The organism is Streptomyces sp. HmicA12, assembly GCF_000373565.1.
Classification (GTDB): domain Bacteria; phylum Actinomycetota; class Actinomycetes; order Streptomycetales; family Streptomycetaceae; genus Streptomyces.
Map to the genome: position 1 here is coordinate 1 of NZ_KB891813.1, position 19,870 is coordinate 19,870.

Genomic DNA, 19,870 nt, shown 5'->3' on the forward strand with positions numbered 1-19,870 from the left:
TCGCGTCCACTGTGTTGTTCCCAGACAACGAACAGGTTGTGCTGGCAGAACAGTTTCACTTATCAATTGAAGAGTGTGCTAGTTCGCCGCCCTGTTCATACGTCTCTCTTTGAGAGATGTCTGAAAGGGTTTCGGTGGTCATAGCGTGAGGGAAACGCCCGGTTACATTCCGAACCCGGAAGCTAAGCCTTACAGCGCCGATGGTACTGCAGGGGGGACCCTGTGGGAGAGTAGGACGCCGCCGAACTATTATTGAGAGGACCCTTGGTCCCGGCACACATGCTGGGACCAAGGGTCCTTTTTGTATTTCCAGAGCTCTTCTCGGAGCGCGCCGGCACCCCGGCTGCGCGAGAATGACTGCGGTACCGAAGACAGGAGTCACCCGATGCCCACCAACTCTCCCGACGAGCGACCCGAGCGCGACCAGCGCCGCCGGGACAGTGGTGACCGCGGCGGATACCGCGGCAGTGACGGTCCGCGCCGCGACCGGCGCGATGATCGTCCGTCCTACGGCGACCGTGACCGGGACCGTGGACCGCGTCGTGACGGTGACCGTCCCCCCTTCCGCCGCGACGACCGCCGCGACGACCGGCGTGACGACCGCCGTGACGACAACCGTGGCGGTGGCGGTGGCTTCCGCCGTGACGACAACCGTGGTGGCAACAGTGGCTTCCGTCGTGACGACAACCGTGGTGGTGGCGGGTATCGCGGTGATCGTCGTGATGACAACCGTGGTGGCGGTGGTGGTTTCCGTGGGCGTGATGATCGTCCGTCCTACGGCGACCGTGACCGGGACCGTGGACCGCGTCGCGATGGTGACCGTCCCCCCTTCCGCCGCGACGACCGCCGCGACGACCGCCGTGATGACAATCGCGGTGGCGGCGGTGGCTTCCGCCGTGACGACAACCGTGGTGGCGGCGGTGGCTTCCGTCGCGATGACAACCGTGGTGGCAACAGTGGTTTCCGTGGGCGTGATGATCGTCCGTCCTACGGCGACCGTGACCGGGACCGTGGACCGCGTCGCGATGGAGACCGTCCCCCCTTCCGCCGCGACGACCGCCGCGACGACCGCCGTGATGACAATCGCGGTGGCGGCGGTGGCTTCCGCCGTGACGACAACCGTGGTGGCGGCGGTGGCTTCCGTCGCGATGACAACCGTGGTGGCAACAGTGGTTTCCGTGGGCGTGATGATCGTCCGTCCTACGGCGACCGTGACCGGGACCGTGGACCGCGTCGCGATGGAGACCGTCCCCCCTTCCGCCGCGACGACCGCCGCGACGACCGCCGTGATGACAATCGCGGTGGCGGCGGTGGCTTCCGCCGTGACGACAACCGTGGTGGCGGCGGTGGCTTCCGTCGCGATGACAACCGTGGTGGCAACAGTGGCATCCGTCGCGATGACAATCGCGGTGGTGGCGGTGGTGGTTTCCGTGGGCGTGATGATCGTCCGTCCTACGGCGACCGTGACCGGGACCGTGGACCGCGTCGTGACGGTGACCGTCCCCCCTTCCGCCGCGACGACCGCCGGGACGACCGCCGCGACGACCGCCGTGATGACAACCGCGGTGGCGGCGGTGGCTTCCGCCGTGACGACAACCGTGGTGGTGGCGGGTACCGCGGTGATCGTCGTGATGACAACCGTGGCGGTGGCGGCGGTGGCTACCGCGGGCGTGATGACCGTGGTGGGCGGCCCGGGGGTTTCCGTGGGCGTGATGACCGACGTGGTGACGACCGGCGCGGTGGTGGCCGGTTCCGCGACGAGCGGGATCGGGACCGTGAGCCGATCAAGCGGCTGCCGATTCCCGAGGACGTTTCCGGGTTCGAGATCGACAAGGACGTACAGCAGGAGCTGCAGTCCCTGCCGAAGGGGCTTGCTGAGGACGTCGCCAAGAACCTGGTGATGGTCGCCCGGCTGATCGACGAGGACCCCGAGGGTGCCTACGGGTACTCGAGGGTCGCTCTGCGGCTGGCCTCGCGCGTCGCTGCCGTGCGGGAGGCCGCAGGCTTTGCCGCGTACGCGAATCAGAAGTACAGCGAGGCGCTGGCCGAGTTCCGGGCCGCGCGGCGCATGACCGGCAACGTCGAGCTGTGGCCCGTGATGGCCGACTGCGAGCGTGGGCTCGGGCGGCCGGAGAAGGCGCTCGACATGGCCGGGGCGCCCGAGGTGCAGAAGCTGGACAAGGCCGGGCAGGTCGAGATGCGGCTCGTCGCGGCCGGGGCGCGGCGGGACATGGGGCAGCTGGACGCCGCCATCGTCACGCTGCAGAGCCCTGAGCTCGCCTCGAACTCCGTACAGCCGTGGACCGCTCGACTGCGGTACGCGTACGCCGACGCCCTGCTCGCCGCCGAGCGCGAGGGCGAGGCGCGGGAGTGGTTCGCCAAGGCCGTCGAGTCCGACAAGGACGGCAGCACGGACGCGTCGGACCGGCTGGCCGAGCTGGACGGTGTCGAGTTCGTGGACGCCTTCGACGAGGACGAGGACGAGACCGCGGAGGACGCTGCCGCGCCGGTCGCCGAGGCCGCCCCCGAGGCCGCCCCCGAGGCCGAGGCTGAGGCCGCGGACGAGGTGCAGCGCGACGAGCAGTAGTCGAGCCGGTGAGTAGTGGCGGGCGGGTTCCCTCGGGGGCCCGCCCGTCAGTCGTCGGTGAGCGTGCGCAGGACCAGGCCCGTCGCCGGCTTCGGGCCGAACGAGGTCGACTTGCGGGGCATCGTCACGCCCTGTTGCGCCAGCTCGCGGACGACGTCCTCGCGCACCGGGTGCATCAGGACCGCCGTGCCGTCGTCGCGGCGCGCTTTGTCGACCGTGGCCTCCGTGTCGTGGATGTACGCGACGTCGGCCGGGGAGTCCTCCGGAATCCGCCAGACGTGACCGAGCAGCGTCGCGTGCAGGACCGTCGCGTCCAGGGTGCGCCAGGGCTCGGGGCGGTCGGTGCGGATCGTGCGGGCGAGAAGGGCCGGATCCGGGCGGTCCAGCAGGTGGTACGTGTCGCTGGAGCCGGCACCGGCCAGCAGGAAGGCGTTGCCCCGGGCCGCCGCCTCCGCGAGGGCGTCCATGGCGTGCGGGAGGGGTCCTGCGATCTCCCGTACCCGGAAGGAGCCGTCGATCATCGCCAGGGCCCGATCGAGCGGGAGGCGGTTGAGGAGGCGGTGGATGGCACGGACCCGGAGGGGATAGCGGGCCGTGTCGACCAGGAGGACCAGGCCGTAGTCCCAGGGGGAAGGCGTGGGTGCGGTGTGTTCCGTGCGCAGGCGCAGGTAGGTCGCCCAGCGGTGGTGGCCGTCGGCGATCAGGGCCTGGCGTGCGGCCAGGTCGTCATGGATCCGGCCGACGTCCGACGGGTCCGTGAGGGCCCACAGACGGTGGCTGTAGCCGTCCTCCGTGGTCGTGGAGAGGAGCGGCGGGCTCTGCACGGTGCGTTCGATGACGGCCGTGGCGCCGGTCGCCTCGCCGTTGCCCCGGTAGGTGAGCAGGAGCGGTTCGAGGTTCGCTTCCGTGGCGCGCATGACGCCGGCGCGGTCCTCGACGACGTGCGGCATGACGCCCTCGTGGGGGAGGACGATTCCCTCGGCGGCCTCGGAGAGGTGGAGGGCGCCGATGATGCCGCGCTGCAGCATGTCGCCGTTGCGCTGCTCGTAGACGTAGAGCGCCGGTTCCGGGTCCGGGGCGAGGACGCCCTCGGTCAGCCAGCGGTGGAGCGTCGAGGCCGCCTGGGCGTTGCGGGCGTCCGGCTCGGTCGCCTGCGGAAGGATCAGCCGGACGATGTTGTACGGGTCCGCGCTCTCCAGGTGGAGCAGGCCGTCGGGGCGGACGACGACGTCGTACGGGGGTGACGTCACGGCGGCGAGGCTGCCGATCCGCTCGGGGACGTAGCGCACGCCCCTGAAGGGGATCAGGTCCAGGCCGTGGTTTCCCGTCTGCGCCGTGCGACCTGCAGTGTTCATTCGTGCATCGTACGAGTGTCGGTGGCGTGGGGGATGATCGGGGGAGTCGGATCGAACGAGGAGCGATACGTAATGAGCCAGAGTGAGCACGGGGTGCCCGACGGCGGGCTTCGGGTGCGGCCCGCGGGCAGTGCGCGAGCGTTGAGCGAGGCGTATGACACCGCTCTGCTCGATCTGGACGGGGTCGTGTACGCGGGCGGGCGGGCCATCGATCACGCGGTGGAGTCGCTGGCCGTCGCGCGGGACGGGGGGATGGGGCTCGCGTACGTCACCAACAACGCGTTGCGGACGCCCGACGCGGTCGCCGCGCACCTGAGCGAGCTGGGGATTCCGACGGTGGCCGACGACGTCATCACCTCCGCCCAGGCCGTCGCCCGGCTCATCAGTGAGCAAGTGCCCGCAGGGGCGCGGGTGTTGGTGATCGGGGGCGAAGGGCTGCGGGTCGCGCTGCGGGAGCGGGGGCTCGAGCCGGTGGAGTCCGCCGATGACGACCCCGCCGCCGTGGTGCAGGGGTTCGGCGGGCCCGATCTGCCGTGGGGACGGTTCGCCGAGGCGAGTTACGCGGTGGCCCGGGGCGTGCCGTGGTTCGCGTCCAACACGGACCTGACCATTCCGAGCGGACGGGGCATCGCGCCGGGGAACGGCGCGGCGGTCGAGGTCGTCCGGATCGCGACGGGGGCCGAGCCGCAGGTCGCGGGGAAGCCGCTGCCGCCGATGCACCGGGAGACCATTCTGCGGACCGGGGCCGAGACGCCGCTGGTGGTCGGCGACCGGCTCGACACGGACATCGAGGGGGCGTTCAACGGGGGAGTGGATTCGCTGCTCGTCCTGACCGGGGTGACCGACGGCGCGCAGCTGCTGGCCGCGCCGCCGCAGCACCGGCCGACCTATGTGGACCGGGACCTCCGGGGGATGTTGCGGGAGCAGCCGGAGGTCGTGGAGGCGGACGGGGGCGTTCGCTGCGGTGAGTGGGTCGCGTCGGTGAAGGACGGGCGGTTGGAGCTTTCGGGGGACGGGGACGTCATCGACGGGCTGCGGGCGTTGTGCGGGGCCGCGTGGGGCTCCGCCGGGGACGGGGTCTGTGAGCTGGACTCGGGGAAGGCGCTGGACCGGCTGGGGCTGTAGGCGCGGGTGAGGACTGTGTGGGGTGGGGGGCTGGGGTTTGTAGGAGCGCCCCTCCTCCTCGTCCCGTTCCTGGGGCTTCGCCGCGCCTCCTTCAGGCCGCTTCCTCTGTCTGCATGAGGTGGTCCTCCGATGTGCCGTTGCGCCAGTAGCCCGAGAACTGGACCCGGGTGCGCGGGATGCCCCGGTCCCGGACCAGATGGCGGCGGACCGACTTCACCGTCGAGGATTCACCGGCCACCCAGGCGTAGGGGACGCCCGCGGGGAGCGCGGCGGCCCGGATCGCCTCGGTGGTGGTGGCCGGCGTCGTGAGCCAGGTGATGGCCGAGTCCAGGCCGGCGGGGAGCGGCTGGTGGTCGGCCGGGGTGGGGACCTCGATCCAGGCGCGCACCGGCATCGTCGGGGGCAGGTGGCCCAGGATGCCCGCCACGGCCGGGAGCGCCGACGCGTCGGCGGTGAGCAGCACCCAGTCGGTGTCGACGGGCGGGCGGAACTCGTACGCCACGTTGTCCTCGACCACCGGGGCCAGGACGCCCACCCGGTCGCCGACGGTCGCGCGCAGGGCCCAGCGGGAGGCGGGGCCCTCGTCGCCGTGCACCGCGAAGTCGACGGTCAACTCGGCCGGAGAGGTGCGCAGTTCACGGATCGTGTAGGTGCGCATCACACCGCGGGTCGACGGGTCCAGGGACCGCCAGGCCGTGTACCGGTCGGGGTCGGCGACGTCGCGCGGGACGGCCGGCGCGTCGTGGCCCGGCGACGGCAGGAACAGCTTGATGCGCTGGTCGCGGCCGGCCGAAGCCATCCGGGACACGTCGTCGCCGCCGAAGACCACCCGGATCATGGAGGGCGTGAGCGCGGTGGCACGTACGACGTGGAGGTCGAAGAAGCGGAACGGGGAGGTGGCGGGGGAGGCGGCAGGGGTGGTCATGGGGCCTTCTTCGTGTCGCTGCCGTCCCCGGATGTGGACACCGTGGGTTTGTCGCCGCCGCAGGTGGTCAGCAGTGTGGTGAGGCCGGGTGCTCCGCCGGTCGCGAGCAGGGTGCGGCGGGTCGGGGCGGGGGCCGTGGGAAGGGCTGGGGAAGGCATACGAGATCCTTCTCTCGGCACAGCGGGATGTGGCTGAATTGGAGGGTAGGCTAACCTAACCTCGTGTTGGTCGACAGTCCCCCAGAAACAAGCGCGGAGACCGCTCCCGCGCCCCCCGGCCGTCGTGCGGCGATACGCACCGCCGGGCTGCTCGCGTCGCTCCTCGTGCTGGTGGTCGTCGTCGTGGCGAGCATCGCGGTGGGAGCCAAGTCGCTCTCGCTCGACCAGGTCTGGCACGGGCTGTTCCACGACACCGGGACCTACGCGGACGTGGTCGTCGGGGAGCGAATATCGCGCACCGTCCTCGGTCTTCTCGCCGGGCTCGCGCTCGGCCTCGCCGGCGCCGTCCTCCAGGCGCTGACCCGCAATCCGCTGGCCGACCCCGGAATCCTCGGCATCAACATGGGCGCGTCGGCCGCCGTCGTCACCGGCATCAGCTTCTTCGGGGTGACCTCGCTCAGCGGGTACGTGTGGTTCGCCTTCGTGGGCGCGGCCGTCGTGGGCGTGCTCGTGTACGTGCTCGGGGGGACCCGGAACGCGACGCCGGTGCGGCTCGCCCTCGCCGGGACGGCCATCAGCGCCGCCCTCTCCGGCTATCTCTACGCGGTGATGATCACCGACGACATGGCGCTCAACCGGATGCGGTTCTGGCAGGTCGGCTCGCTGGCCACCGCCACCATGCACACCGTTCAGCAGGTGTGGCCGTTCATCGCCGTCGGCGCCGTGCTCGCGCTCGGGCTCGCCCGGCCGCTCAACGCCATGGCCATGGGCGACGACACCGCCCGCGCGCTCGGCGCCCACCTCGGGCGGACCCGCGCGCTCGGCATGCTCTCCGCCACCCTGCTGTGCGGCGCGGCCACCGCGGCCTGCGGGCCCATCGCCTTCGTCGGCCTGATGGTGCCGCACATGGTGCGCTCCTTCACCGGGCCCGACCAGCGCTGGATCCTGCCGTACTCGGCGGTCCTGTCGCCGGTGCTGCTGCTCGGCGCCGACGTGATAGGCCGCGTCGTGGCCCGGCCCTCCGAACTTCAGGTCGGCATCGTCACCGCCGTCATCGGTGCGCCCGTCTTCATTGTTCTCGTACGACGCCGGAGGATGGCCCAGCTGTGAAGACGACCAAGGCGGTCCGCACTCCGGGCGGACTCTCCGTACGGCTCGACATACGAGCGGCCGTCGTCGTGGCGGTCCTCGTCGTCGTCGTGCTCGCCGCGAGCGTCGTGCTCATCGGCACCGGCGACTTCCCGATCCCGGCCATGGACGTCCTGCGCACCCTCGCGGGCAACGGGAACGCCGGGCAGGAGTTCATCATCAACGACCTGCGGCTTCCGCGGGTTCTCGTCGGACTGCTCGTGGGCGGCGCGCTCGGCCTCTCCGGCGCGCTGTTCCAGTCCATCTCGCGCAACCCGCTGGGCAGCCCGGACGTGCTCGGTCTCGGCCAGGGAGCGACCGCCGGCGCCCTCGTGATGATCGTGATCTTCGGCGGCAGCGCGGCGCAGGTCGCCTTCGGTGCGCTGGTGGGCGGCCTCGTCACCGGTCTCGCCATCTACGTACTGGCCTGGAAACGGGGTGTGCACGGCTACCGGCTCGTGCTGGTCGGCATCGGCGTCTCCGCGTTCGTCACCGCCATCAACGGCTATCTGCTCACCAAGGCCGACTTCGTCGACGCCGCCCGCGCCACCGTCTGGATGACCGGCTCGCTCAACGGCCGCGACTGGACCCAGGTCTGGCCGCTGCTGCTCCTGTTCGTCGTCGTCGTGCCGCTCGTCGCCTGGTACGGCCGGGCGCTGCGGATGCTGGAGATGGGCGACGACGCGGCCGGTGCCCTGGGCGTGCCGGTCGAGCGGACGCGGCTGCTGCTGCTCGCCGCCTCCGTGGTCCTGACCGCGGCCGCGACCGCCGCCGCGGGCCCCGTGACCTTCGTGGCGCTCACCGCCCCGCAGATCGCGCGCCGCCTGACCAGGTCCCCCGGGCCCAACCTGCTGGCGTCCACGGTCCTCGGCGCGACCCTGCTGATCGTCGCCGACCTGGTCTCGCAGCGGGCGTTCGGCGCCGACCAACTGCCCGTGGGCGTGGTCACGGGCACCGTCGGCGGCGCCTATCTGCTGTGGCTGCTCGTCACCGAGCGCAAGGCGGGGCGGATATGAACCCCGGTATTCGTACGAACCAAAGGAGCACCGCCGTGAACAGGCTGATGGCCGACGACGTGACCCTCGGATACGACCAGCGTGTCATCGCCGAGAAGCTGTCCGTCGAGATCCCCGACAACTCGTTCACGGTGATCGTCGGCCCCAACGCCTGCGGCAAGTCCACGCTCCTGCGCGCCCTGTCCCGCATGCTCAAGCCGAGTACCGGCCGGGTCCTGCTCGACGGCAGCGTCATCCAGTCGATGCCCGCGAAGAAGGTCGCCAGGACGCTCGGCCTGCTGCCGCAGTCGTCCGTCGCGCCCGACGGCATCACCGTCGGCGACCTCGTCGCCCGCGGCCGCTACCCGCACCAGGGCCTGCTGCGCCAGTGGTCGCCGGAGGACGAGAAGGTCGTCCGGGAGTCGATGGAGTCCACCGGCGTCGCCGAGCTCGCCGACCGGTACGTGGACGAGCTCTCCGGCGGTCAGCGCCAGCGCGTGTGGATCGCCATGGCGCTCGCCCAGCAGACGCCGCTGCTGCTGCTCGACGAGCCGACGACGTACCTGGACATCCAGCACCAGATCGACGTGCTCGACCTCTGTGCCGAGCTGCACGAGGAGCAGGGGCGCACGCTCGTCGCCGTGCTCCACGACCTCAACCACGCCGCCCGGTACGCGACCCACCTCATCGCGCTGCGCGACGGCGAGGTGATCGCGGAGGGTGCGCCCGGCGACATCGTCACCGCCGAGCTCGTCGAGCGGCTCTTCGGGATGAAGTGCCAGGTCATCGACGACCCGGAGACGGGGACGCCGCTGGTGGTGCCCGCGGCCCGGCAGTCCCGGCGCAAGGCACCGACGCTCCCGCCCGCGCCGGAAGTGGCTAAAGCAGCGTCCTGAGGCGCAGCAGATCGCGGAACGAGGCCTCCAGCTTCACACGGCCGGCGGCCCAGGCCTTCGCGAAGTTCAGCTGCCCGTTCACCATCGCCACCAGGTCGTCCCCGGTCATCGCGAGGCGGATCTGCGCCTTCTGCCCGGGTGGCCCGGGGCGGGTGTCGAGCACCGTGATCCGGCCGTCCTCGAGACGGCCGGAAAACGTCACGTCCAGATCCCTGATGTGGCAGCTCAGCGAGCGGTCGAGCGCCATCGCCGCGCGGGCGTCGCCGTCGGCGCCCGCCATGTTGTCCGAGAGTTTCTCGAGCGCCGCCCGGCACTCCTCCATCGTCGCCATCGTGATCGACGGTACACCGGCGCTTCGAGGTAGCGTCTGGGCATGAGCGACTCTTTCCCCGAAGTGGAACCGGAGCCCGAGGCTCCGCAGGAGCCCTCGTACGACCCCGCCGCCCCGGCCCCGCTCGGCATCGAGCGCACCCCCACCGGCAACGCAGAGGTGGACGCGCAGCTCGGGCGTCTCGCCGATGTGGACCACCTCGCGGCGGACGGGCACGTCGAGGTGTACGAGGATGTACACCAGGGGCTGCGAGCGGCGCTGACGGCGCTGGACGCGCGGCCCCAGCCCTCGTCCCCGTATGAGCACAGGAGCTGAACCGACCGTGGCAGGTGTGGCACGTCGCCGCCTCGACGCCGAACTCGTCCGCCGCAAGCTGGCCCGCTCGCGCGAGCACGCCAGCCAGCTGATCGCCGCGGGGCGGGTCACCGTCGGCAAGACCGTCGCGACCAAGCCCGCGACGCAGGTGGAGACGGCCGCGGCCATCGTCGTCCAGCAGGACGACGGCGATCCCGACTACGTCTCGCGCGGCGGGCACAAGCTCGCGGGCGCGCTGGAGGCGTTCGTTCCGCAGGGGCTCGTGGTGGAGGGACGCCGGGCGCTGGACGCCGGCGCCTCCACCGGAGGCTTCACCGATGTGCTGCTGCGGGCCGGGGTCGCGCACGTGGTCGCCGTCGACGTCGGGTACGGGCAACTCGCCTGGTCGCTGCAGAGCGATGAACGCGTCACCGTCAAGGACCGTACGAACGTACGCGAGTTGACGCTGGAGGCGATCGATGAGGTGCCCGTGGACATCGTGGTCGGTGACCTGTCCTTCATCCCGCTCGGGCTCGTGCTGCCCGCCCTGGCGCGGTGTGCGGCGCCGGACGCCGACCTCGTGCTGATGGTCAAGCCGCAGTTCGAGATCGGCAAGGAGCGCCTCGGCAGCGGCGGCGTCGTGCGCAGCCCCGAACTGCGGGCCGAGACCGTGCGCGGGGTCGCCGCGCAGGCCTGGAAGCTCGGCCTCGGGGTGCGTGGCGTGACCGCGAGTCCGTTGCCCGGCCCTTCCGGGAATGTCGAGTACTTTCTGTGGCTGCGAGCCGGGGCGCCCGAACTGGACCCGGCCGACGTTGACCGTGCAGTGGCGGAGGGGCCGCGTTGACACAGACCCGAGCTCGTACTGTTTTCCTGCTCGCGCACACCGGGCGGCCCGCGGCCATCCGCAGTGCCGAACGCGTCGTCGAGGGCCTGCTGCGCAGCGGCATCGGGGTGCGGGTCCTCGAGTCCGAGGCGTCCGATCTGCCGTTGCCGGACTCCGTCGAGCTGGTGAAGGAGGCCACGCCCGCCTGTCTCGACGGGTGTGAGCTGCTGATCGTGCTCGGCGGCGACGGGACGCTGCTGCGCGGCGCCGAGTTCGCCCGGGCCTCCGGAGTGCCGATGCTCGGGGTGAACCTGGGGCGGGTCGGCTTCCTCGCGGAGGCCGAGCGCGACGACCTCGACAAGGTCGTCGACCGGGTCGTCACCAAGGAGTACGACGTCGAGGAGCGCATGACGATCGACGTCGTCGTGCACCGCAACGGCGACATCGTGCACGAGGACTGGGCGCTGAACGAGGCGGCGGTCCAGAAGGTCGAGCCCGAGCGGATGCTGGAGGTCGTCCTGGAGATCGACGGGCGGCCGGTCACCGGGTTCGGCTGCGACGGCATCGTGTGCGCCACCCCGACCGGGTCGACCGCGTACGCCTTCTCGGCGGGCGGGCCCGTGGTGTGGCCCGAGGTCGAGGCGCTGCTGATGGTGCCGATCAGCGCGCACGCGCTGTTCGCCAAGCCGCTGGTGACGTCGCCGAACTCGGTGCTCGCCGTCGAGGTGCAGCAGCACACGCCGCACGGGGTGCTCTGGTGCGACGGGCGGCGCACCGTCGAACTGCCCGCGGGCGCGCGTGTGGAGGTGCGGCGCGGCGCCGTGCCGGTGCGGCTCGCCCGGCTGCACCACGCGGTCTTCACGGACCGGCTCGTGGCCAAGTTCGCGCTGCCGGTGGCGGGCTGGCGCGGGGCGCCGCACTGACCGCACCGAGCTGAGGCGTCAGGGGCCGTTGTCAGTGCCGTGTGCCAGAGTCTGAGCATGCTTGAGATCGTGGTGCGGACGGAGAACTGGGAGCGGCATGTGACCGTCTCCCCCGAGGAGTTGGGCGCGCTCGTCCGGCGGATCGGGGACGAGGGCGACCGGTTCCTCGTGCTCCAGCGGATACCGGACCTGCCCGACGTGTTCGCGCAGGTCTGGCACAAGACCGGCGGTGACTACACCCTTGAGCACCGTGCGGGCGGCGCCGACCGCCACTTCGGGACCGAGGTCGCTGAGCCCGAGGCGGTCATCGCGGCGCTGACCGGCTGGGCCCGCCAGGAGCCCGGCTGGGACGCGGGGCACGACTGGTCGCTCCTCGACATGGGGACCGCACCGGACGTCCCGCCGCTGGACCTCGCCGACGACGAGCGCGCGGAGCTGGAACGGCAGGTCCGCGAAACGCTGCACGGGGGCTACGCGACCCGCGCCGAGCTGGCCGAGATCGCCGAGGAGCACCTGGTCACCGAGGACCGGCGACCCGTCTCACCGGCGCAGGCACGGGCGCTCGCCGACCGGTTGTGGCTGGAGCGCGTCGCCGAACAGGCCGGATGGCGGGGCGAGACCGACCCCGAGCGACTCACCCGCGCCTTCGCCGCCCTGGGGGCCGCCGGCATCGTCGCCCGGGAGAACTTCGCGTGCTGCCGCAACTGCGGGGACGCGGAGATCGGCGCCGAGACGGCCCCCGGCACCCGTGGCTTCGTCTACTTCCACACCCAGTGCACCGATTCCGCCGCGGCCGGGCAGGGCCTGATGCTCCTGTACGGCGGCTTCGACGACTCGGCCGCGACCACCGCGGCGGTCGGCCGTGAGGTGGTCGCCGCGCTGGACGCCGTCGGTCTGCCCACGGTCTGGGACGGTGACCCGGGCAGCGCCGTGCACCTCACCCCGCTGGACTGGCGGCGCCGCCTGGTCGGCTGAGGAGGGGCGGGGCGACCGGCCTGGTCTCCGGCGCCTTCACGTCCGTACGACGTCGATCGGGCGCCCTCGCAGCCCCGCCTGTACCGGCACCCCCGTCGACGTCACCGTCAGCACCACCGTGCCCAGCGCGATCGCCGCCGCCACCGCCCACGGGACGTACGGCAGCGGGGAGCCGAACGTGGTGCTCAGGATCGGGGCCAGGGTCGCCAGCGCGATGATCGTGCCCAGGAGCAGAGCCGTGCCGGCCACCACCAGGGCCTCCCAGCACGCCATCGCCCTGATCTGCCCGCGCTGCGAGCCGACCACACGGAGCAGGGCCAGGTCGCGGCGGCGTTCCAGGGAGATCATGGCGAGGGTGTTGGCCGAGGCGATCGCCGCGAAGCCCACGTACAGCGAAGTGCCCAGGTAGTCGAGCCAGATCTCGCCCCGGCTGCCCGCCGACCCCGTCACGTGCGCGGCCGTCGTGCGCAGGGCGATCTTCGTGAGGCCGAAACCCACGACGAGGACCAGCGGGATCACCGCGGCGCCGAACCGGCGGGGCTCCGAGCGGACATTGCGCATCGCCAGGCGCGCGCTCGGGCCGCAGCGGCCGAGCAGGGCCGAGACCAGCCGGGCCGCCGGCCCGATGAGCCGCGGCCCGAGCAGACCCACCCCCGCACAGAAGAGAAGCAGGACCAGGAAGGCCCCCGCGTTCGCCTCCTGCGGGGACTGCCTCGACAGGAGTACGGAGAGGAAGGCCGCGGCCGCGATCGCCACAGCGCCCAGGGGAGCACGGAGCGCACCGAGACGGCGCCGGCCCGCCGCGGCCTCCGCCAGGGCGTGGGCGGGCCGGAGAACGGAGAAGCGGAGCGAGGCCAGCAGCGCGGCGAGCGCGGACGTCACCGTCGCCACCGCCAGGCAGACCGGGAGCGCGAGCCAGGAGAAGCGGTACGGGACGGAGGCGGGGACCAGGCCGTGCGTCACCATGCCGTGGAACCACATGGGGGCCAGGACCGTGCCGCCCAGCACGAAACCGAGCAGGGCGGCCGGCACGGAGGCGGCGAGGGCCTGCAGCACGACCGCGCGGCGGACCTGGCGGGGACGGGCGCCGATGGCGCGGACGAGAGCGAGCTCGCGGTGCTGCTGGGCGACGGCCGTGCCCATCGTGGCGACCACGACGAAAATCGACATGTAGATCGAACCGATCAGGAGCACGGCCGCGATGTCGCCGACTCCGTTCGTCGTGATGCGGTGACGGGCCGATGGAGAGACGGCGTGCGTGTTCGTCGAGGTGAGGACCATGGTGGACGCGCTCACCACCGTGGCCGCGAAGAGCGCCGCCACCGCCGTCCCCACGAACGCCGGACGATGGGCCCTGAGGGCAGCGTGCGCCAGTACCGTACTCATGGGATCCAGCGTGCGCGGGACGGCGGCGGCCGGGCCATGAGGCGGCCCCGCGAGTCTGCCCTGGGGACAGCCCCACCCTCCACTCGCGCGGGTGATCCGAGCCCTGTGCCACCTGCTCGTTCGGCCCGGTGGACGAGGGCCCGTCGCACAGGCGGCCCCCGACCTCGTAAGGTCGTGTCCGTGTTGGAGGAGATGCGGATACGGTCGCTCGGAGTCATCGACGACGCGGCGGTCGAGCTGTCGCCCGGTTTCACCGCGGTGACCGGTGAGACCGGCGCGGGCAAGACCATGGTCGTCACCAGTCTCGGACTGCTGCTCGGTGGGCGGTCCGATCCTGCCCTGGTGCGGATCGGGGCGAAGAACGCGGTGGTCGAGGGGCGCATCAGCGTGCCCGCGAACTCCGCCGCGGCCGCGCGCGCGGAGGAGGCCGGTGCCGAGCTGGAGGACGGGGTGCTGCTCGTCAGCCGTACCGTTTCCGCCGAGGGGCGCTCGCGGGCCCATCTGGGCGGGCGTTCGGTGCCCGTGGGCGTGCTCGCCGAACTCGCCGACGAACTCGTCGCCGTGCACGGGCAGACCGATCAGCAGGGGCTGCTCAAGCTCGGGCGGCAGCGGCAGGCGCTCGACCGGTACGCCGGGGACGCCGTCGCGAAGCCGCTCGCCAAGTACACCTCCGTGTACCGGCGGCTGAAGGCCGTCAGCGCCGAACTCGAAGAGATCACCACACGGGCGCGCGAGCGGGCGCAGGAGGCGGATCTGCTGCGGTTCGGGCTCGACGAGATCGCCGCGGTGGAGCCCCGGGCCGGGGAGGACGTGGAGCTGGCCGAGGAGGCGTCGCGGCTCGGGCACGCGGAGGCGCTCGCGTCCGCCGCGGCCGTAGCGCACGCCGCGCTCGCCGGAAACCCCGAGGACCCGGAGGGAGTCGACGCGCAGACGCTGGTCGGTGGCGCCCACCGGGCCCTGGAGGCGGTGCGGTCGCACGATCCCGCCCTCGGCACCCTCGCCGAGCGGATCGGCGAGGTGCAGATCCTGCTCACCGACGTGGCCGCCGAACTCGCCGGGTATGCCGACGACTTGGACGCGGACCCGCTGCGGCTCGCGGCCGTGGAGGAGCGCAGGGCCGCGCTGACCGCGCTGACGCGCAAGTACGGCGAGGACGTCGCCGGTGTGCTCGCGTGGTCAGAGCAGAGTTCCGCCCGCCTCCTCGAACTCGACGGCGACGACGAGCGGATCGACGAACTGGCCGCGGAGCGCGCGTCGCTCGGCGGTGAACTCGGGCAGCTCGCCCAGGAGTTGACGCACGCCCGGGTCGAGGCGGCCGCGCGGTTCGCCGCCGCCGTCACCGAGGAGCTGGCCTCGCTCGCCATGCCGCACGCGCGGATCTCCTTCGACATCCGGCAGACCGAGACCGACACCGCCGACGGCGTCGAGGTCGACGGTCGCACCGTCGTGTGCGGGCCGAGCGGCGTCGACGAGGTCGAGCTGCTGCTCGCGCCGCATCCGGGCGCGCCGCCGCGGCCCATCGCCAAGGGCGCGTCCGGCGGTGAACTCTCCCGCGTGATGCTCGCGGTGGAGGTCGTCTTCGCCGGGACCGATCCCGTGCCGACCTACCTCTTCGACGAGGTCGACGCCGGAGTCGGCGGCAAGGCGGCCGTCGAGATCGGCCGGCGCCTCGCCAAGCTCGCCAAGTCGGCTCAGGTCGTGGTCGTCACGCACCTGCCGCAGGTCGCGGCGTTCGCCGACCGGCAACTGCTCGTGGAGAAGACGAACGACGGGTCCGTGACCCGGTCCGGCGTCACGGTGCTCGAAGGGGAGGACCGCGTACGGGAGTTGTCGCGGATGCTCGCCGGGCAGGAGGACTCGGAGACGGCGCGGGCGCACGCCGAGGAGCTTCTCGCGGCGGCCCGGGCCGATGGGTGAGCGCTGCGCCGGGTTCTCCACGCGGGGCTGCTGCCACAGCCCCGCGCCCCTGAAGGGCGTGTCTGGGCTGAACCCATGATCGATCCGACCCGCGCCGTTCGCTCCGCGGTCCTCGCCGCCGGAGTCACCGGTGCCGCCTGCGGTTTTCTCCGCCGTACGAAGCCGGGCGGCGCCGGGCTCTGGGACCGGAAGAACTACGCGGGACGGACCGTCGACCTGAGCCCGGGGCCCGCCGCCACGCTCGGCGCCGCGGCCGGCGCGCTGACCGCGGGGCCCGGCACGCGCGGGCCCGCGCTGATCGCCACGCTCGCCGCCGGTGCCTGCGGCGCGTACGACGACGTGGCGGGAAAGGGTGACCCGCGGCGAGGATTCCGGGCGCACCTGGGGGCGCTGCGGGACGGCGAACTCACCAGCGGCGCCGTGAAGTTGTTCGGTATCTCGGCCGCCGGGCTCGCCGCGAGCGCGCTGCTCAAGAAGCGCCCCGTCGACAAGCTGCTCGGGGGCGTCGTCGTCGCGGGCACGGCGCACTTCCTCAACCTCGTGGACGTACGCCCCGGACGCGCGGCCCAGGTCGCCCTCGCCCTCGGCGCTCCCGGCCTGCTGCGCGGTGCGCTCGCCGCCGCGCCGATGGGCGCCGCGGCCGCCGTGCTCCCCGACGACCTCGGGGAACACGGCATGCTCGGCGACAGCGGGGCGCACGCCCTGGGGGCCGCGATCGGCGTCGCGATCGTCGCGGGGAACGGGCGCGCGGGCCTGGTCGCGCACGCCGCGGGGCTCGTCGCCGCGGCCGCGTACGGGGACCGGGTCAGCGCCCTCGCCGCGGCAACACGGACGCCGGTCACGTCACCCGTGTGAGTGATCCGGTGCGTCGTGTTGCCCGTGGCCGCGCGGTGGGGGACGGTGACCGGTGCCGGAACGTCCGTGCGGGCTGGCATCCTTGGCCCCGACGGCATACGTACCCCAGACCCGCACCCTCCGTATACCTGTTACCTACGAGACACGAGATACCTGTACCCACGGGCCCACCGCGCCCGTCGCACGGACCGAACCCCGCACGACCTATCGACCAGGAGCCCGGCCACGTGAGCCACGTGAGCAGCCACACCGCGCACGGACAGTCGCCGCTGCGCACCGTGCAAGTGCTGGGCGGCGGCAGTGCGGGCAGCAGCGCCCATGTCCGTTCCCTGACCGCCGGCTTGGTGGCCCGCGGGGTGCGCGTCACGGTCTGCGCACCGTCCGAGGCCGAGCGCGCGTACGGGTTCAGCGAGGTCGGCGCCCACCATCTGCCGGTGCCGCGCAGCAGCGACCCGGCGTCCGTCGCCGCGCTCCGCGTGGCCTGCGCCGACGCCGACCTGGTGCACGCGCACGGACTGCACGCCGCGCTACGCGCCTCCCTCGCGCTCAGCGGCCGCCGCGTCCCGCTCGTCGTCACCTGGCACACCCGGTCGTACGCGGAAGGGGCCCGTGCCCATCTGCTGCGGATCCTGGAGCGCCGGGTGGCCCGGGCCGCGTCCGTCGTCCTCGGCACGTCCTCCGACCTGGTCGACCGGGCCCGCTCCCGCGGGGCCAGGGACGCCCGGCTGGCCGCCGTCTCCTTCCCGCCGCCGCGCCGCGTGGACGTCGGCGAGGAGGACGCCGACCGGGCCCGCAACAAGACGCGGGCCGAACTCGGCGCCGTGGGGCGGCCGTTGCTGATGGCCGTCGGCACCCTGGAGCGGCACCGCGGCTACGACGTACTGCTCGACGCCGCGCACGCCTGGCTGGACCTGGACCCCGTGCCGCTGCTCGTCGTCGCGGGGGAGGGGCCGCAGCGGGCCGCGCTGCAGCGCCGCATCGAGAACGAGGGGCTGCCGGTCCGCCTCGCGGGCCGCCGCGACGACGTCGCCGACCTGCTGCACGCCGCCGACATCGCGGTCCTGCCCAGTAGTTGGGAGTCCCGCTCCCTGCTCGCCCAGGAGGCGCTGCACGCCCGCGTACCGCTCGTGGCGACGGACGTCGGCGGCATCCCCGAACTCGTGGGCGAAGCGGCCGAGTTGGTGCCGTACGGGGACGCGCCCGCGCTGGCCCACGCGATCGAGCGGCTCCTCGACGACCCGGCGCGGCGAAGCGAACTCGCCGAGGCGGGCGCCGCGCAGGCCGCGTCCTGGCCGACCGAGGACGCGACCGTGGCTCAAGTCCTCAGTGTGTACGACGAGTTGACGGGCACGTTCTGAACCTCTGAACCGTCACGGCACGTGCCGCCGTGCCCGCAGGGCCAGGCTGAGCGCCAGGACCGTCTGCGGGTCGTCCAGATCGGTGCCCAGCAACTCCCCTATCCGGGCGAGGCGGTTGTAGAGCGTCTGCCGGTTCAGGTGCAGCTCGCGGGCCGTCTCCGCCTTGCGGCCCGCGTGCGCCAGGTACGTCTGGAGCGTGGGCAGCAGCGGCGGCTTGGAGCGCTTGTCGTGGTCCTGGAGCGGGCCGATCGCCCGCTCCACGAACGCCGCCAGGTCCGGATGCTCGCGCAGCCGCCACAGCAGCAGGTCGATGTCGAGGCGCCGCGCGTCGAACCACGGGCGGTCGTCCAGGCCCTGCGCTGCCGTCGCCGTCTCCGCGGCGTGCCGCAGCCCCGCGGCGGCCGCCGCCCAGCCGCCCGCGCCGCCGACCACGACCACCGGCGGCCGCGCGCCCGCGCGCTGCATCCCGGCCCGCTCCACGCCCGCCCGCAGCGCCGCCGCGACCCGGTCCGCGACCGCCGTGCGCTCCGGCTCCGAGCGCAGGCCGAGCAGAAGGGGAACCCGGCCCTCGACCGGGCGCACGCCCAGCAGCACGGGCACGCCGACCGACGCCAGCTCCTCCGACACGGCCCGCGCGAGTACCGCCCAGCCGCCGCCCGGCGACAGGCTCATGGAGGTCTCCGGCAGCCGCATCACCACGGGCAGCAGCGGCCCCTGCCCGGCCGGTCTGAAGCCCAGGACGCGGGCCTGCGCCGGGGCGTCGTCCGGCGCGATCCGCCCCTCGGCGAGATCCGTGAGGAAGTCGCCGCGCCCGCGCGCCGCCAGCTCCTCCTCCTGCCGCGCCTGCATGAGGACGACGGCGAGCGACCCGGCGGCCCGCTCGGCGGCGATCCGGTGCACGGGGGCGAGCGCCGAGGACACCGGCAGGATCACCAGGCGGGCCCGCACGGACCCCGCCCCGGGCCCGCCGCCCGGCACGTCCACCAGCACGGCGCCGCCCGGCGGCTCGTCCTTGTGCGTGCCGCGCATGCCCTCCCACACCTGGAGCGGATCGGTGATGTCGGCTTCGGCCCCGGCCGCGTACAACAGCTGTCCGTCGACGGTCTCCAGGAACACCGGGTTGCCGCTGAACTCGGCCAGGATGCGCAGGACCTGGGGGACTCCGCCGCCGCCGAGCAGTGCGTTCGTGCAGCGTCTGTGGACCTCCTCGGCGCGCTGCAGCAAGGCGTAGTGCCCGTTGACGATCTCGGTGTGGATCTCCTCGGTCACGGTCACGAAGGGGACCTCGCGGTGCAGCTGCACCAGGGGCAGGCCCGCCGCCCGCGCCGTCTCCACCAGCGCCGCGGGCAGCCGCGCGAACCGCTGCCCCAGCTCGATCACCAGCGCCGCGATGCCCCGCTCGGCCAGCTTGCGCACGAACGCCCGCTGTTCGGCGGGGCGTGTGCCGAGCCCGAACCCGGTGGTCAGCAGCAGCTCGCCGCCCTTGAGCAGCGACGCGATGTTCGGCACCTCGCCCGCGTGCACCCAGCGCACCGTCCGCTGCAGCCGGTCCCCGCCCGCGATCACCTCGGGCAGCCCGCTGCGCAGCCCGGGCAGCTCCAGCGCGCGCTGCACGGTGATGCCGCTGGGCGAGGAAGGAGAGGAGTACGGGGAGGGGGACTCGGGGGAGGTGCTGTCCATGATGCGGACGGTACCGGCGTGCGGGTTCCGGGAACATCTCCGGCCGGTTACGGGAGGGACCACCGGCCCCGATGCCCCGACAACTCGTCGCGCCGGGCCCGCAATTGCACGACCGCGTGTCTGTTGTGGCGTACGTCACCATCCGGCCAGACTGACGCT

The 19,870-nt window shown here is 72.9% G+C and carries 19 protein-coding genes and 1 rRNA gene; 14 read left to right on the forward strand and 6 right to left on the reverse strand.

Annotation, left to right across the window (positions count from 1 at the left end; genetic code table 11):
• Nucleotides 1–130 precede the first annotated feature (130 nt).
• The 3 genes from rrf to B072_RS48755 all read left to right on the forward strand — a co-directional run bounded on the left by rrf (nucleotide 131) and on the right by B072_RS48755 (nucleotide 2,587).
• A 5S ribosomal RNA gene (gene rrf / locus B072_RS0122935) occupies nucleotides 131–247 on the forward strand.
• A 196-nt stretch (nucleotides 248–443) separates the two neighbouring features.
• A complete protein-coding gene (locus B072_RS48750) occupies nucleotides 444–1,901 on the forward strand; it encodes a hypothetical protein (RefSeq protein ID WP_018532322.1) in 1,458 nt (485 codons plus the stop codon).
• A complete protein-coding gene (locus tag B072_RS48755; protein ID WP_199791085.1) occupies nucleotides 1,793–2,587 on the forward strand; it encodes a hypothetical protein in 795 nt (264 codons plus the stop codon). The genes B072_RS48750 and B072_RS48755 overlap by 109 nt, the downstream gene beginning before the upstream one ends.
• A gap of 47 nt (nucleotides 2,588–2,634) precedes the next feature.
• Here the strand turns inward: B072_RS48755 and B072_RS0122950 are convergent, their stop codons facing one another.
• Nucleotides 2,635–3,942, reverse strand: coding sequence for a DUF1015 family protein (locus B072_RS0122950; RefSeq protein ID WP_018532324.1), 1,308 nt, complete (start codon nucleotides 3,940–3,942; stop codon nucleotides 2,635–2,637).
• Between the two features lie 72 nt (nucleotides 3,943–4,014).
• On the opposite strand from B072_RS0122950, the gene B072_RS0122955 reads away from it, so the two are divergent.
• Entirely contained in the window at nucleotides 4,015–5,067 is a 1,053-nt protein-coding gene (locus B072_RS0122955; RefSeq protein ID WP_018532325.1) for an HAD-IIA family hydrolase, read from the forward strand.
• Nucleotides 5,068–5,158: 91 nt separating this feature from the next.
• On the opposite strand, the gene B072_RS0122960 is transcribed toward B072_RS0122955, so the two are convergent.
• Both B072_RS0122960 and B072_RS48310 read right to left on the reverse strand, forming a co-directional pair.
• Nucleotides 5,159–5,992: a siderophore-interacting protein gene (locus tag B072_RS0122960; protein WP_018532326.1), complete on the reverse strand. Its 834-nt coding sequence runs from the start codon at nucleotides 5,990–5,992 to the stop codon at nucleotides 5,159–5,161.
• A complete protein-coding gene (locus B072_RS48310) occupies nucleotides 5,989–6,150 on the reverse strand; it encodes a hypothetical protein (protein ID WP_018532327.1) in 162 nt (53 codons plus the stop codon). The genes B072_RS0122960 and B072_RS48310 overlap by 4 nt, the downstream gene beginning before the upstream one ends.
• Before the next feature lie 63 nt (nucleotides 6,151–6,213).
• Between B072_RS48310 and B072_RS0122970 the strand changes: the two genes are divergently transcribed.
• The 3 genes from B072_RS0122970 to B072_RS0122980 are packed head-to-tail and all read left to right on the forward strand — an operon-like array spanning nucleotide 6,214 to nucleotide 9,169.
• Nucleotides 6,214–7,260 (forward strand): FecCD family ABC transporter permease, encoded by a 1,047-nt coding sequence (locus tag B072_RS0122970; RefSeq protein ID WP_026246189.1) that lies wholly within the window; start codon nucleotides 6,214–6,216, stop codon nucleotides 7,258–7,260.
• A complete protein-coding gene (locus B072_RS0122975; RefSeq protein WP_018532329.1) occupies nucleotides 7,257–8,294 on the forward strand; it encodes a FecCD family ABC transporter permease in 1,038 nt (345 codons plus the stop codon). Before B072_RS0122970 ends, B072_RS0122975 begins: the two co-directional genes overlap by 4 nt.
• Nucleotides 8,291–9,169, forward strand: coding sequence for an ABC transporter ATP-binding protein (locus B072_RS0122980; RefSeq protein ID WP_078506550.1), 879 nt, complete (start codon nucleotides 8,291–8,293; stop codon nucleotides 9,167–9,169). Before B072_RS0122975 ends, B072_RS0122980 begins: the two co-directional genes overlap by 4 nt.
• On the opposite strand, the gene B072_RS0122985 is transcribed toward B072_RS0122980, so the two are convergent.
• The gene (locus B072_RS0122985) at nucleotides 9,153–9,500 is read right to left on the reverse strand and encodes an SCP2 sterol-binding domain-containing protein (RefSeq protein ID WP_026246190.1); all 348 of its coding nucleotides are present in this window, start codon (nucleotides 9,498–9,500) and stop codon (nucleotides 9,153–9,155) included. The genes B072_RS0122980 and B072_RS0122985 overlap by 17 nt on opposite strands.
• A gap of 42 nt (nucleotides 9,501–9,542) precedes the next feature.
• Here B072_RS0122985 and B072_RS0122990 point away from each other — a divergent pair, with 42 nt between their 5' ends.
• The 4 genes from B072_RS0122990 to B072_RS0123005 are packed head-to-tail and all read left to right on the forward strand — an operon-like array spanning nucleotide 9,543 to nucleotide 12,515.
• Nucleotides 9,543–9,815, forward strand: a complete 273-nt coding sequence (locus B072_RS0122990; protein ID WP_018532332.1) for a hypothetical protein — start codon at nucleotides 9,543–9,545, stop codon at nucleotides 9,813–9,815.
• 7 nt (nucleotides 9,816–9,822) lie between these two features.
• Complete coding sequence (locus B072_RS0122995) at nucleotides 9,823–10,638, forward strand: TlyA family RNA methyltransferase (protein ID WP_026246191.1); 816 nt, start codon at nucleotides 9,823–9,825, stop codon at nucleotides 10,636–10,638.
• Complete coding sequence (locus B072_RS0123000; RefSeq protein ID WP_018532334.1) at nucleotides 10,635–11,540, forward strand: NAD kinase; 906 nt, start codon at nucleotides 10,635–10,637, stop codon at nucleotides 11,538–11,540. Before B072_RS0122995 ends, B072_RS0123000 begins: the two co-directional genes overlap by 4 nt.
• A gap of 57 nt (nucleotides 11,541–11,597) precedes the next feature.
• The gene (locus B072_RS0123005; RefSeq protein ID WP_018532335.1) at nucleotides 11,598–12,515 is read left to right on the forward strand and encodes a DUF6891 domain-containing protein; all 918 of its coding nucleotides are present in this window, start codon (nucleotides 11,598–11,600) and stop codon (nucleotides 12,513–12,515) included.
• A 36-nt stretch (nucleotides 12,516–12,551) separates the two neighbouring features.
• Here the strand turns inward: B072_RS0123005 and B072_RS0123010 are convergent, their stop codons facing one another.
• Nucleotides 12,552–13,901 carry an FtsX-like permease family protein gene (locus tag B072_RS0123010; RefSeq protein ID WP_063746466.1) on the reverse strand — a complete coding sequence of 450 codons (1,350 nt, stop codon included), beginning with the start codon at nucleotides 13,899–13,901 and terminating at the stop codon, nucleotides 12,552–12,554.
• A 192-nt stretch (nucleotides 13,902–14,093) separates the two neighbouring features.
• Here B072_RS0123010 and recN point away from each other — a divergent pair, with 192 nt between their 5' ends.
• The 3 genes from recN to B072_RS0123025 all read left to right on the forward strand — a co-directional run bounded on the left by recN (nucleotide 14,094) and on the right by B072_RS0123025 (nucleotide 18,031).
• Entirely contained in the window at nucleotides 14,094–15,818 is a 1,725-nt protein-coding gene (gene recN, locus B072_RS0123015) for a DNA repair protein RecN (RefSeq protein WP_018532337.1), read from the forward strand.
• 75 nt (nucleotides 15,819–15,893) lie between these two features.
• Complete coding sequence (locus B072_RS0123020; RefSeq protein ID WP_018532338.1) at nucleotides 15,894–16,673, forward strand: hypothetical protein; 780 nt, start codon at nucleotides 15,894–15,896, stop codon at nucleotides 16,671–16,673.
• Between the two features lie 227 nt (nucleotides 16,674–16,900).
• On the forward strand, nucleotides 16,901–18,031 hold the full coding sequence (locus B072_RS0123025; RefSeq protein ID WP_018532339.1) for a glycosyltransferase family 4 protein: 1,131 nt from the start codon (nucleotides 16,901–16,903) through the stop codon (nucleotides 18,029–18,031).
• A gap of 12 nt (nucleotides 18,032–18,043) precedes the next feature.
• Here B072_RS0123025 and B072_RS0123030 read toward each other — a convergent pair whose 3' ends face one another.
• Nucleotides 18,044–19,711, reverse strand: coding sequence for a PucR family transcriptional regulator (locus tag B072_RS0123030; RefSeq protein ID WP_018532340.1), 1,668 nt, complete (start codon nucleotides 19,709–19,711; stop codon nucleotides 18,044–18,046).
• Nucleotides 19,712–19,870 lie beyond the last annotated feature (159 nt).